This window comes from Parabacteroides sp. AT13, assembly GCF_002272965.1.
Lineage (GTDB): Bacteria > Bacteroidota > Bacteroidia > Bacteroidales > Tannerellaceae > Parabacteroides > Parabacteroides distasonis.
Genome location: NZ_NQMH01000001.1, coordinates 1437780 through 1451410 on the forward strand (window position 1 = coordinate 1437780; position 13631 = coordinate 1451410).

The 13631-nt window shown below is 44.5% G+C and carries 10 protein-coding genes; 1 reads left to right on the top strand and 9 read right to left on the bottom strand.

The features are described from left to right. Positions 1 to 34: 34 nt before the first annotated feature. From CI959_RS06255 to aroQ, 5 genes are read right to left on the bottom strand one after another with little or no spacing between them, the layout of a single operon-like run. Entirely contained in the window at positions 35 to 1264 is a 1230-nt protein-coding gene (locus CI959_RS06255) for an FtsX-like permease family protein (protein ID WP_008772970.1), read from the bottom strand. An 11-nt stretch (positions 1265 to 1275) separates the two neighbouring features. Then, on the bottom strand, positions 1276 to 1611 hold the full coding sequence (rbfA, locus tag CI959_RS06260) for a 30S ribosome-binding factor RbfA (protein ID WP_005859883.1): 336 nt from the start codon (positions 1609 to 1611) through the stop codon (positions 1276 to 1278). Between the two features lie 12 nt (positions 1612 to 1623). Beyond that, positions 1624 to 2259 carry an O-methyltransferase gene (locus CI959_RS06265; protein ID WP_005859885.1) on the bottom strand — a complete coding sequence of 212 codons (636 nt, stop codon included), beginning with the start codon at positions 2257 to 2259 and terminating at the stop codon, positions 1624 to 1626. A gap of 5 nt (positions 2260 to 2264) precedes the next feature. Beyond that, positions 2265 to 3722 (bottom strand): pyruvate kinase, encoded by a 1458-nt coding sequence (gene pyk, locus CI959_RS06270; protein WP_005859887.1) that lies wholly within the window; start codon positions 3720 to 3722, stop codon positions 2265 to 2267. Between the two features lie 60 nt (positions 3723 to 3782). Then, on the bottom strand, positions 3783 to 4199 hold the full coding sequence (gene aroQ, locus CI959_RS06275) for a type II 3-dehydroquinate dehydratase (protein ID WP_005859889.1): 417 nt from the start codon (positions 4197 to 4199) through the stop codon (positions 3783 to 3785). 101 nt (positions 4200 to 4300) lie between these two features. On the opposite strand from aroQ, the gene xerD reads away from it, so the two are divergent. After that, complete coding sequence (gene xerD, locus CI959_RS06280; RefSeq protein WP_005859891.1) at positions 4301 to 5206, top strand: site-specific tyrosine recombinase XerD; 906 nt, start codon at positions 4301 to 4303, stop codon at positions 5204 to 5206. A gap of 39 nt (positions 5207 to 5245) precedes the next feature. On the opposite strand, the gene CI959_RS06285 is transcribed toward xerD, so the two are convergent. From CI959_RS06285 to CI959_RS06300, 4 genes are all read right to left on the bottom strand, one after another. After that, complete coding sequence (locus CI959_RS06285; RefSeq protein WP_057316269.1) at positions 5246 to 6142, bottom strand: Rpn family recombination-promoting nuclease/putative transposase; 897 nt, start codon at positions 6140 to 6142, stop codon at positions 5246 to 5248. Between the two features lie 332 nt (positions 6143 to 6474). Next, positions 6475 to 7980: a RagB/SusD family nutrient uptake outer membrane protein gene (locus CI959_RS06290; protein ID WP_008779096.1), complete on the bottom strand. Its 1506-nt coding sequence runs from the start codon at positions 7978 to 7980 to the stop codon at positions 6475 to 6477. Between the two features lie 17 nt (positions 7981 to 7997). Beyond that, on the bottom strand, positions 7998 to 11195 hold the full coding sequence (locus CI959_RS06295; protein ID WP_057316268.1) for a TonB-dependent receptor: 3198 nt from the start codon (positions 11193 to 11195) through the stop codon (positions 7998 to 8000). Between the two features lie 152 nt (positions 11196 to 11347). Further along, a complete protein-coding gene (locus tag CI959_RS06300; RefSeq protein ID WP_008779094.1) occupies positions 11348 to 13588 on the bottom strand; it encodes a glycoside hydrolase family 2 protein in 2241 nt (746 codons plus the stop codon). Positions 13589 to 13631: the final 43 nt, after the last annotated feature.

Here is a 13631-nt window from a genome sequence, read left to right on the forward strand (position 1 = left end):
AGAATTGAGAATTATCGGCAAGCGGTATTCATTCTCAATTCTCAATTTTCAACTTCTTAGCAAGATATCGTACAGGATACCACGCAGCTAAAAAGCCTATCGTTAATACCGTCACAAAGACTGTTATTATATCGACCGGGACTACACGTACCGGATAAGCCTCTATAATAAACGCTCCGGCAGCTTCCCCTAGTTTTATAAAGCCAAACTCTTGTTGTAGCAAGCAAAGCACAACCCCGATCAAGACTCCGATCAAAGCTCCAAAACCGGAGATCATCCAGCCTTCAAACAAGAAAATCCGACGGATCAGACTGTCATCAGCCCCCATATTACGCAGTGTGCTCACATCCTCCTGTTTCTCGATCATCAACATGGATAAAGAACCCACCACGTTGAATAAGGCGATCGCCAATATAAAAGTAAGGATCAAGAAGGTCATCCATTTCTCGACTTGCATCATCTTGAAAGAAGCCTCTTGTTGCTCAAAACGGTCTTGCACGATATATTGATCACCTAGGATACGTTGAATCTCTTTCTTTACCGGAGCGATATCCCCGCTATCTTTCACCTTCAATTCCACCGCTGTCACTTCTTTATCATAATTAAATAAAGAACGGGCCAATGACAAAGGCACGATCATATATGAATCATCGTAAACCTGTTGGTCCGTACGAAAGACAGCACCGATATAAGCATATTCCAAATTGAAAGAAGAAGCCGGATTCGCCATGTTCACCTTCTCCTCCCGCTTCGGAGCGTAGATCTCCAGCGGAGAGACAAAGCCTGCGTTTATTCCTAGCGAGAAAGCCAATCCGATCCCCATATTCGCGTAATTCGCCACCTCGTCATTCAGAAGGAACTTTCCATCGATCAAGATACTATCGATCTGCGCCAGTTTCTCATATTGCTCGTCTACACCTTTCAAGGTAGCTACACCCTGACGATCTCGATAACGGACCAAGGCATTGTCCTGCAATACCTCACTAAAACAAACAATGCCGGGCAATTCCCGCACCTTACGTATCTCTTCCGAGGTCGGGTCGAAAACCTTCCCTTTCCGAGGCATGATCTTCAACTCCGGATCAAAATTGCTGAACAGAGAAGAGACCAAATCGTTGAAACCATTATAGACCGACAAGGCGCATACTAAGGCGATCGTGGCGACAACAACCCCGCATACCGATACCATCGATATGATATTTATGGCATTGTGCGACTTCTTCGAAAAGAGATATCGCCGGGCTATATAGAACGGAAGATTCAAGGCTCCTCTGATTACTTATGCAAAAGATTGTCGATATTCTCGATATAATCCAATGAATCGTCTATAAAGAAGCTCAATTCAGGAATCTTACGAACCTGCAAACGAATACGTTGCCCCAAATCAAAACGGATCGCTTTCGTATTGCTCCGTATAGCCTCCAATAGCTCTTGCGATTTATCCGACGGGAAAATGCTTAAATAAGCTCTCGCCACACTTAAATCCGGACTTACACGAACTACGCTGACAGAGACCAATACGCCATGCATTCCTTGCGTCTGCTTCTGAAATATATCACTCAACTCCTTCTGAAGAAGGCGTTCGATCTTTTGTAATCTAGTACTTTCCATACGCTTTATTATTTACTTTTTCCAGATCATCGTCAAGCCGTCACGTAAAGGGAGGATCACCTTCTCTACCCGATCGTCTTGCTTAACCTTTTCATTAAAAACCAGTATTCCCTTCGTTTGTTTATCGGAAGGATGCACTTCTTCTACCACTTTACCGTCCCAAAGCGTATTATCCGCGAGAATCAAGCCGCCCGGACGGACCATCGGGAATACCAAATCATAATACTCGGAATACAGGCGTTTGTCGGCATCGATAAAAACCATATCGAACGTCTCATCCAAACGGGGGATAATCTCCATCGCATCCCCAAAATGGACTTTTATCTTGTCCTTATGTAGCGAGCGGGAAAGATATTTCATGATAAAATCCTCCATCTCGTCATTGATCTCAATCGTATGGATCAACGCCCCCTCTTCCATGCCTTCCGCCATACACAAAGTGGCATAAGACGTATAAGTCCCGATCTCCAAGACTCTTCTCGGACGAATCATCCGGCAAAACATCTTCAATATCCTACCCTGCAAATGCCCGGATAGCATACGCGGACGGAGAAGGTTCACATTGGCGTCGCGATTCAGCGCCGACAGCAAATCCCCTTCTTCATCTATATGAGAAAGAATATACGCATCAATCTCGCCCGTAAACATTCCTCTTACTCTTTAAAAGTAGGCAACTGATATTGCGTGCCGGCATCCAGCACCTTTCCTACGTTGTTAATCTCCAAAAAGCTGGTACCGCCACCTTCGCCGAAGCTACCGCTCAAATACGCTACCATATCGTTGCGAGTGATACGTCCGCTATGGATCAGCTGGTTCAACGCATCATAGAAATATCCCCTACGACTGTCGTTGTACGGCTGATGAACCGCCCATACCCCATAAGAAAGACCCAACATACGCATCACACGAGGATTATAGCATATAGCGAACACAGTAGAGGTTCCGCGGAAAGCGGCCAGATAACGTGCCGTACGACCCGTATAACTATCCGTGATAATCGCCTTCACATGTAATTTAGAAGAAGACTTAACGGCTTGTTTCGCCAAGAAAGAAGTCACGTCTAAATCATTCCCCTCGATCGGCACACGGATATCATTCGCGGAAAGCTTGGTCTTCTCGGCTTCACGAGCCACTTTCGTCATGGTCTGTACCGCCTCGATCGGATATTTTCCATAAGCCGTCTCACCGCTTAACATCAAAGCATCCGTACGATAATAAATAGCGTTGGCGATATCCGTAACCTCGGCACGAGTAGGACGAGGATTATTAATCATGGAATGAAGCATTTGCGTAGCCACGATAACCGGCTTCTTCACCTCCACGCATTTACGGATCAGCATACGCTGGATACCCGGGATCTTCTCGGCCGGAACCTCGATACCCAAGTCACCACGAGCGATCATAACGCCATAAGCCACTTCCAAAATCTCCTCGATATTGTCTACACCCTCTTGATTCTCGATCTTAGCGATAATCTTGATAGGGCTGTTACGCTCGTCCAAGATACGTTGGATATCCAATACGTCCTGTTTGTTGCGAACAAATGAGTGAGCGATAAAATCGAGATCATGATCGATCGCCCAAAGGATATTATTACGGTCTTTCTCAGTCAACGAAGGCAAATTGATACGTACGCCCGGCACATTCACGCTCTTGCGGCTACCTAGCGTAGCGTCATTCTGGATCTCGCAAAGCAAACAATCGCCGGATTTCCCGGTAACCTTCATTTCCAGATCACCATCATCGATAAGGATGTCGCTGCCAATCGCCAAGTCGTTCACGAAATTCTTATATGACACACAAATACAATCATGCGAAGTTTCCTGATCGGGATTACCGATTACCTTCACGATCTCTCCAGTCTTGAAAGGGATCGGTTCCTTGTTTACCGTCGTCGTGGTACGTACTTCCGGCCCCTTTGTATCCATCAAGATACCGATACGGTCGGATACTGTACGGACGTTATTTACCACACGGGTCAACCCCTCTTCCATCATGTGAGCCGTATTCAGGCGCACCACATTCATTCCCGCTTTATATAACGCCTCAACGAACGCAACGTCGCAGCGCTGGTCGGAAACTGTAGCAACAATCTTCGTATGCTTTAACATATACCTTAAATTATTATAACCTAATTATTAATTCTATTTGATAACCTTCTAAACCTTTTATCACATAAACGATTCGATCGCCAACCGATACGAATCCAGCCCAAACCCAAGAATCACTCCCCTGCATGCCGCCGATATCATCGACACATGACGAAACGATTCACGGGCATGCACATTCGAGATATGCACTTCCACGACTGGCGTAGTAACCGCCTTGATAGCATCGTGCAACGCAATGGAAGTATGCGTATAAGCGCCGGCGTTCAACACGATACCGTCATATTCAAAACCCACCTCATGGATCTTGTTAATTATCTCTCCTTCCACATTACTTTGATAATAAGATATCTCACACTGAGGAAAGCGGGCACGTAACTCGCTCAAATAGTCCTCGAACGAGGCATTTCCGTATACTGTCGGTTCTCGCTTGCCCAACAGATTCAAATTAGGGCCATTGATGATCTGAATCTTCTTCATTCTTAATTGTAAGTTTATTACCTTTGTACCGCCCGTTGAGGCCGGAATTATCCGGCAAAGGTAAGGATTTTATTTGACACATTCATAACGACATACCGACAATGCGACAAGGAAAAGATATAATAAACCGATATAACACCTATTTACGATTAGAAAAATCGCTCTCAGCCAACTCCATCGACGCCTATTTGACAGATCTTGACAAATTGCTACGTTTCGCAGAGGATGAGAAAAAGGACGTTAAGGAGATCAGCTACGACGACTTGCAACAGTTCATCGCCCAATTACGTGACATCGGCATCCATCCCCGATCGCAAGCACGCATCATCTCGGGTATCAAATCGTTCTATCGTTTCTTATTGCTTGACAATTATATAACAAATGATCCGACCGAATTGTTAGAGTCTCCCAAGATCGGATTGAAGCTGCCGGAAGTATTAACCGTCAACGAGATAAATAGCATTCTCGACACGATAGACCTCACGCTTCCCGAGGGACAGCGGAACCGTGCGATGCTGGAGGTTTTATATAGTTGCGGACTGCGCGTATCGGAGCTTACTGGCCTGCGTTATTCGGATATATATCCCAAGGAAGGTTTCATCCGGGTAGAGGGTAAAGGAAGCAAACAACGGCTTGTTCCTATCTCCGAAGTTGCTTTGCGGGAAATTAAAAACTATCTGTATGACCGGAATTCGGTCGTGGTTAAAAAAGGCTTCGAGGATATTTTATTTCTAAGCCGGCGAGGAACGGCCCTCTCCCGTATCATGGTATTTCATATCATCAAGCAACAGACGGAGGCCGCCGGTATCCATAAAAACGTAAGTCCCCATACCTTCCGTCATTCTTTCGCCACCCACTTGCTGGAAGGCGGCGCCAACTTACGCGCTATCCAAGAGATGCTGGGGCATGAGAAAATCACCACCACCGAGATATATACACATATCGACCGGGAATTCCTTCGCAAAGAGATACTGGAACATCATCCGAGGAGCAGGCCAAGAACTTAAAAGAACCGATCCTGCTCCGCTAGCAAAGCCCCAAGGATATCATAAATTATTTATTTCCTCCTCTGACAAACCAGTATAACGCACGACCATTTCCATCGAAAGCCCATCAGACCGCATACGCCGAGCTGTTTCTAGACGTTCTTCCGCACGGCCTTCTTCCCGTCCTTCAAACTTAGCAGTGCTCAACACGTCATTCTGGATCATAATCGCATTCAGATGTTCGTCATAAGCATAACGTTCCTCGGGAGACATTGAGTAATAGCGTAATTTCTCTCGTGCCTCTTCCAAGCCGGGGGCTGTCGTTTCGGAAGTTATGATCCCGTCTTTCAAGTATCGCACCCATTCCTCCAAGGGGGTCACGGCCTCCTTATCAAACTCATTCACCCGAACCAATATATACTCCGGAAAGATCTCCGAAGGAAGACGCTTGACGATCACACCCCTCTCCTTGGTATTTACCTGTAAATGATCATGGGTATGCACGCCGACAAATTGGTTCTGCCCGTGATACAGATAATCGGTTCCTACGCCTATATCAAAATAAAGGATACTGATAGAATAGATCTTTTTCACCCCGGAATAGTCCTGCCCCAAATGAAGATGCTCGGTGACGGCCTTCGCCATGCCATAGAGCACACGTTCCAAATAATAAAGCTCGCAGGTATTCTGGATCTCGATAAGGATGATATCTCCCTTTGTGTTCTTAGCCTTGATATCCACCCGATTGAATTTATCATCAGCGTCCTGCTGGTTCCCCTCACTCTCCAATATCTCCTCAATCTTGATCTGCTCGCCCAAGAACACGGTAAGAAAGCCTTCTAGCACTCCGAAATTCGCTTTTTGCCGGAGTAGGCGTTTGATGGCCCAGTCGAAACGGATATACCGATCTTGTAATTCCTTCATATACTTCTCCTCTTTTTCTGTTTTCTTTTCCATAGTCATATCATGTTTTAGTTATCCCACTATTGGGTGGCTTCAAATGTACATAAAAAGATCCGGAATACAAGCTTATCCCATCTAAAAAGAAATGTCCTTCTTTTTGGATCCGTAAGTGAATAGCCAACGAACGGAATCGTAAGCGGTCGCAAATGGGTATTCGTGTACCGTTATTACTCTATTTTAATCTCATATTTTATCGATTTAAACTATTTACTTAAAGACAAAAAACATGGATGTGGACAAATGATCACACATCCATATCTAATTATCAACAAATTAAAAGCTATCAGGTTCTCCTAAAATGAACAAATGTAAATACAGCTCAATTCTTAGAAATGAGGATTCTGTACCAAATGGCCATCCGACTTATCAATCTCCGACTGAGGAATCGGCAAGTATTTCTTTGTATCATCCCAGCCTTTGATAAAATCTTTCGCTTGGTTCGTACGTACTAAATCCCAATAACGAATACCTTCCATCGCAAACTCATAACGGCGTTCCTTATAGATATTATCCAATGAAACCGTCGGAACCTTATAATCATCACCCATCGCACGTTTAACGACTCTCGCATAATAATCCTGTGCCTCGCCAACGCTACCTCCACTTCTCAATAAAGCTTCCGATGCCATTAATAGTATGTCCGAGAAACGAATTACACGGTAATTGTTTTTATAATTCAACGCTTCCGTACCAACCGTAGAAGAATACCCTGCACGAGGATGATATTTGCGTACGCTATACCCCGTATATTGATTCACATCCGAGCTAATCGTTCCGCCTTCCGCTCTAAACTCCTCATGATCTATGATCGTTGTCCACTTTCTAGGATCATCCGGTAAAAACGCATCATTCAATGCTTTTGTTACAGGCGCAAACCCCCAACCTTCCACATACACATTATTGGGATCTTTCAAACCTCTGGCTCCTAGCATTATTATATCGGAGTTACCTTGATTGGCCTTGCCTGCCCAGTCATTCGAGTTCCCGATTTCCGTATAATTGACTTCAAAAACAGATTCTTTGCACCACTCATACTCATCATCAAAAAGGACTTTATAATCCGGGATCAAGTCATATTGATAGGCAGGATCGGTAATTAGCTCTTTCAATTGGCTGGCGATCTCCTTCATTTTAGTATCATCATTCTGATAGAGAACGATACGTGCTTTCATTGCGATAGCGGCACCATTCGTAGCTCGTCCTTTCTCATTAGCCGGGACTACCTTGGGTAACTTCCCAATAACGTTATTATCTAAATCCTCTATTAACTTCGCATAGACCTCATCCGGTTGCAATTGAGGGACAGTTGTTATATCATCCAATCCCAAATTCGTCTCGTAATACGGTATGTATCCAAAGAAACGCCACAACTGGAAATAATAAAATACACGTAAGAAATGAGCCTCAGCTACATAACGATCACGAAGCTCCGCCGACATCGTCCCCTCCGGAAGAAGAGGGCATTTCTCTATCACGATATTCGCACGGTTTACACCCTCATACGAACGCCCCCATAAACCCTCGGGTAAGTTTGTCGGTGTCACCCAATTGGTAAAATCATTCACTCGTTGCAACTGCGGTTGATCCGATACCGTCGATCCACCGGTCTCCGCATCATCCGACATGATATTACTAACCAGTTCATAAGAGCTATACGCATTATAAGCGTTCCATTTCAACGGGTCATAGGCAGCGACCAATGCCTCGGTCAAATCCTCCTGTGTCTTGTAATAATCCGTTTCGATAACCTTATTCGTCGGAGACAACTCCAAAAAATCATTGCAGCTACTTAGTCCGAATACAACGGCTAGCAGATAAATATATTTATTCATAACACTAATTTTAATGATTAAAATGTCAAATTCAATCCAAATGTATAAACCCGGGCTTGAGGATATACACCCTTATCTATACCCATTGTTGAACCAATTTCCGGGTCCATCCCTTTATATCCCGTAATAGTCAACAAATTATCGAACGACGCATAAAATCTCAAGCGTTGTATATAAGCTTTCCGGGTCAACTGAGCCGGTAGCGTATAACCTACCTGTAAATTACGTAAGCGCAAGAAAGAAGCATCGTGAACCAACAAAGTAGACGGACGGAAGTTCTTAGGCGTATCACCTAACACAATCCTTGGCATCGAATTGGAGGTACCCGGTCCAGTCCATCGCTCCAAAGCATCCGACGTATAATTGACTGCCGCCAACTCATAACGGCGTAACGCATCGAAAACATCCGCTCCAAAAGAACCTTGGAAAAAGGCACTTAAATCAAAGCCATTCCAATCAGCCGCAACGGTAAGTCCAACCATCCAATCCGGATTAGGCTTGCCTATCATCGTACGGTCCTCGTTATCATCGCTGATCACACCGTCTCCGTTCAAATCCTCAAATTTCGTATCACCGGGTGCCGCATTCGGTTGTATAGGCTTACCGGTAGCAGGACTGATATAGCTATCGATCTCCTCTTGTGTCTGGAAAACCCCAATTGCCTTGTATCCGAAGAAATAACCGATTGGATAACCATTTTCGTTCCTTGATACCGTACCTAAAGTTGGTAAACTCTCTTTATCAATATATCCCGTCTGATTTCCCAGATTCTTGATCTCATTCTTCACATAAGAAGCATTCGCCAAGAAAGATAGATTCACTTTATCTACACTTAATTTATAACCGACTTCAAGCTCGATACCTTGGTTTGTCAATGTCCCGACATTCGATAAAGGCGAGCCACTTCCCACATATAGGGGTATCGGACGCTCCATCAACATGTCTTTTGTATCTTTCTTGAACCAATCAAAACTAAAAGAAAGGGAGTTATTAAAGAAGCGAGAATCAAATCCAAAGTCCAATTGCTCCGATGTTTCCCAACGCAAATCAGGATTAGCCAAAGAAGTAGGCTTTGTTCCGCTATGAATGACACCGTTCGAGCTTGCCCCGAAACTATAGTTATTTCCTCCGGTCATTGTCGTAGTATATCCAAACGATCCGATTTTCTCATTTCCGTTCTGTCCCCAGCTTCCGCGCACTTTCAAGAAGTCGAACCATCCCGGTTTATTTTCCATGAAAGGCTCGTTAGTCAACGTCCAGCCCGCAGAGACGGACGGGAAATAGGCATATTGATTATTCCGGCCGAAGTTAGAGGAACCGTCCCGACGAAGGGTTAACTCAAGCATATACCTTTCGTCATAATTATAGTTCAATCGTCCGAAAACGGAGGCCATCCGATGCTCCGTCGCCCCACCTTCCGAATGCTGATCGCCGGGAGAGGCACTATTGGTGAAATCGATCCACGCTTTATGATCATCTTCCGCTCGTAAGTTCAAGGCCGTTCCCTTTACCTTTTTACTATCATACCGTTCCATAGAGGTTCCCAGTAAAACCGCGAAATTATGTTTATCGATCGAACGTTTATAACTCAACGTATTCTCCCAAAGAAGTTTCATGCCACGATTCATCGTTTGCTCCACCCTCGATTTCTCATTCTTGACCATATAACACAAATAACTAACAGGGAACCAATTCCTTTCGCCCCAAAAAGCCATATCCGTAGAGAGAGAGGTCTTAAACGTAAGATTCTCGAATACTTCCAATTCACCCCAAACAGATCCTACAAATTTATCCCAGTCCTTGTTATTGTTTAAGGTCTGCATCATAGCGACCGGATTCACGATCTCTTGATTTTCGATCACGTTATAAATACGGCCTTCGTCATCCTTGACATAACCGGGATAATTTTTTTCGTAATAAGCGAGATCTTCCGCCGAAGGATTCTCCAGATAGACCGATTCGTTCGGTGGAGTCATCACCGCACTTGCCAACGGGCCGGAGAAGTTGTCATTCTCCGAAATACCTTTGGATATGATCCGTGTATATCCTAGGTTCGTACCGACCTTGAAACTACGGAAGAATTTATTCGTCTTATTCTCAAACACATTATAGGTATTGTTGAAACGTAAGCTATATCGTTTATAATCCGACTTATCTTTTCCTCCAACAATTCCTTCTTGATCTAAATAACCAAAAGAAAGGAAATAGCTTCCCTTATCACCACCACCACTGATGCTCGCTTGATGATTCATGATCGGGGCATTCTCGTTATAAATCTCATTCTGCCAGTTCGTCCCTACACCAGCTTTCGAAGGATCATCGTAAATAGGGTCCATCCCGGCATTCACGTAAGCCTCATTCATTATTGTCTCATATTCGGTGGCATTCAAGACCGACATTTTTCGCCAAGGATTTTGCCAACCGATTGAGAAATCATAATTGACAACCGCTTTTCCTTTTTTCCCGCTCTTTGTCGTAACCAAAATAACACCATTAGCCGCACGCGAACCGTAGATAGCGGCTGAAGCGGCATCTTTTAAGACCTCGATAGATTGTATATCCTGCGGATTCAGATAATCGACACCTCCTTCAAGTGGCATTCCATCCACAATATATAAAGGGTTACTATCATTAATAGTTCCTGTACCACGGATACGGACTCTCGACTCGGCTCCCGGTTGTCCGGAATTCTGCATAATGCTTACTCCCGAAACCTTTCCCCGTAACACATCCTCTACCCGGGTAGGTGTCAGCTTCTCCAAATCATCGGAGGTGACCCGGCTTATGGCCGCTGTCATCACGCTCTTCTTCTGGACGCCATAACCAACCACGACCACCTCATCCAAGGCTTGCGTGTCCTCTTTCAAGACAACCTGCAAATCAGTCTGCGTACCGACCTTAACCGTATGGGAGAGATAGCCGATAAACGAGATTTCCAAGATATCGCCATTTTTCACATCTAGCGTAAATACACCATTCATGTCAGAGATCGTACCGGTAGTAGTTCCTTTTACGGAAATACTCGCACCGATAACCGGAGTTCCATTCGTATCCAAGATCGTTCCTCGCAATTTTCTTACCGTTTGAGAAACTTCCATCGGATTTACATCAGGATGGGAAAGGCCGCTTGCCTCCAGATTGCCACTTAAGGAAGCGAGCAATAATGACCCGGCACATATCCAACGCCATCGCTGATCCTTACTTTTCTTTTTCATAAATTATTCGAATTTAAAGGTTTAAACAATATTCCTAACATTACTTTTTGGTTATTCGGACTCTGAGTATTTTCAAAAAAGGGGTAGCATTCCCCTCGACAGCACTCACGAGGAGTGCCGCCGTAGGAAATTGGATATAAAAGCTAACCTAACTAATTTAATGTATACTCAAAGTAATCCTTGAAAGAGGTTACCGCATCGCCTACTTTTAGATAACGGCGACTAAGTACTGGTTTCGCCCCCCCCTTCTCATGATACTCGGCTATCAAAAGATAACCTCCTGCTTTTGAGGGCAATTTCAGAAGGCAAGGTTGAAGCCGCTTGCCAAAAGGTTCAATCACAATAGACTCTTCTTGTGTCGAAATAATAGTTCCTTTCTCGTCTAGTAGTTTCAAGAGAACTTTTCCTGACGAGTCTTTATTCAAGTCGTTCACCCCAACCAAGTTGAAGACTAAATCACTACCCGGTTTCAAGGCAGGGAGATGTTTTGTATAACGATGGTCCGTCAAGTCGATAAAGACCGCCGTTGGAGCGAAGCAATGCTTGAACCACCGGAAAGCCGGCGAAGGTTGCAAGTCCTTAATATCATTGATAAACCAATCTCCCGTGAAACCATAATTATTGGTCAGATGGCAAAAGGCCAAGATTCCACCCACCGAGCGTTCTGAACGCAGCCACTCGGTCTCAAGCTGTAACCAATAGGCTTGCAATTCACGGCATTGAGCCGGAGTAGCGTTCTCGCCGAGATAATAATTATAATTATTGAGTGTCAATTTCGAGGGCCGTCCATCACGCCATAACCAAATCCATCCGTACTCATTGACCAACTGAGGAACGCCCGCATCTAGTATAGAAGAGAAACCTACCCAATTCTCATGCAATGCACCTAAGTTATAGGGATTGTTTTTGAAGTAGTCGTTCAGTTCACTGGAATGCATCAACGTTAGCGCGCGATATGGGTGTGGCTCATCCATCTCATCATTCGTTCCCATCTGATCAGATGTCATATAGCCGGCATCCCAGATCCGGGTCGGGTCTAATTCCTTTAGTTCGGGAATCAGCGTATTTCCTATATAACTGTCCCAATTCTCATTGATTGCATCCCAGATCACGATACTGGGATGATTGCCATCGCTCCATACCCAATTCGTATACTCCTTACGTACCTGTTCATCCCATCCATGATTTTGCCAATAAAGCCACTCATTTTGCAATACGATGCCATACTCATCGCAAAGATCATACCAGAAGTCCGGAACAATACCGACACATATTCGCATAGCGTTCCAATCAATCGACTTTGGCAAGTCTATCATCAGCTTCTTCACCCATTCCCGATCCCAAGCCAACGCTTGACAATCCGGGTCCTCAAAGAAACGTTGAAGCGTGATATTGGAGCCTCGTAAGTAGAATTTATCCCCATTAAGCGTAAAGAATTTGCCTTTTCTCGAAAAATCACGCATCCCGAAGTTCACCGAATAACGATCTACAAGCTCATCTTGGTCATACACCGAGACCTCGCCTTCGTACAAGAAAGGGGAATCCGGAGTCCAAGCCTTCGGATTATCCAAAGAGATACTCGTTTCGAAATAAGTCCTATTATCCCGTTTAACCTCACCTTCAATCACTTTCTTTCCAACCACCTGCCCTGTGGTCTTCTCCTTGACACAGAACTCAATCTTACAAGAGTCCTTCATTTTATCCCCATACAACATTTGGGGTGGATACAAACTTCTCACCAAAGTCTTAACTGTCACCAATCCTTTAGCCAGAGAAGGTAGGAACAAAATCTTGTCGACCCGCATCTTACCGGTAGCCGTGATGAACACGTCGTCCCAGATTCCGGGTAGGTAATGGACTTTCTCCTTATCCGTACCACCGGCAGCCTCGCTAGGCAACCACGCCCGGTCGCCCACCTGAATTAAGATCTCATTGTCCGAGCCATATTTTACGGCACTCGTAATATTAAAATCCATTGGAGTATAGCATTCCATGGAAGACCCTACTTGATGTCCATTCACGAAGACTCGTGTAACGTATTGGCTTTTCTTTATCGTAAGGAATAATTGCTCATCCTTGAATTTCTCGTCGATAAATACTTTTCGCTTATACCAATTATACATTGGCGTATAATCTCTCTCCAAGAAATTAAACTGTTCCACCAACTCCACGCCGTCAGGCTTCTTGAAGAATTTCTCGTATTGAGAAATTTTCGGCCTAGCTAGATGCACCAATCCCGGAACCGGTATCTTACGGGTATATTTCCGTGGGGGAAAAGCATGTTCCGTCTGATCAAAATCCCATTCCCCATTTAATGAGATCGTTGTCCTCCCGTCATCGGCCCAAGCGAATACGGATAGGAAGCAACACATAATTAAAATTATTCTTTTCATGACATCCGATTTATTTAACTCTTTCACGAAGGCAAGTTACAAT